At 32.5% G+C, this 716-nt stretch carries 1 protein-coding gene and 1 pseudogene; both read right to left on the bottom strand.

All coding sequences use genetic code 11. The features are described from left to right. Positions 1–259: pseudogene (locus tag GJV76_RS15635) on the bottom strand (hypothetical protein); the annotation flags it as partial. A 42-nt stretch (positions 260–301) separates the two neighbouring features. Then, a partial coding sequence (locus GJV76_RS15820) for a hypothetical protein (RefSeq protein WP_394367080.1) occupies positions 302–716 on the bottom strand: 415 nt, incomplete at its 5' end.

Genomic DNA, 716 nt, shown 5'->3' on the forward strand with positions numbered 1-716 from the left:
CTATTGTTACAACATTACTAGCATCCTTTACTTCAGTAGAGTTATAGATAAGCATACCTTCATCCTTAGTGTCAGCAGCTAATCCAAAGGTGTTTAAATCTTTCAGTTCAATTCTTGGTATCAATACCCCTTTATTCTCAGACTTAACCTCTAATATTGCAGCAGGAGAAGGTTTTTTTGTACCAAAACCAGTTCCGATTTGTGCAAATGCGCCAAAACTTAAAGTTAAAGCGACTAATGTGATTATATTTTTTCTCATGTTTCTTTACTTTTTAAATAATAAAATTCACTGTGTAATGAATTATGGAGTTGTAGTTTCTTTTGGTTTTGGAAATGCCTCTGTAGAAACATACTCAACAATAACATCATAAGTAACACCTGTTGGCAGAGTTGAATACATAGTTCCTATACCAAATTTAAAATCTAATTTAGTAGCTGTAGCAACAATATCAGTCACTGAACTCATAACCAACTGTCCATCTTTAGTTAGAATTTGTACTGATTTCACTCTTCCAAATTTATCAGTAGCTGCAAATACAAAACCATCTTCAAATTGGCTATTGTACGCATAAGTAGCTTTATCTTTTGGTGTAGTTAATTGTTTAGAAAATACTTTTTTCTTAACTGAAAAACCACCTATTACTTCACCTGTATCCACTGCTCCCTCTCCTTCTTTTACTACTACAGTAGTTTGCTCTTTTAACTTCTCAATGATA

This window comes from Myroides albus (genome assembly GCF_009711045.1).
In the GTDB taxonomy this organism is placed as follows: Bacteria; Bacteroidota; Bacteroidia; order Flavobacteriales; family Flavobacteriaceae; genus Flavobacterium; species Flavobacterium album_A.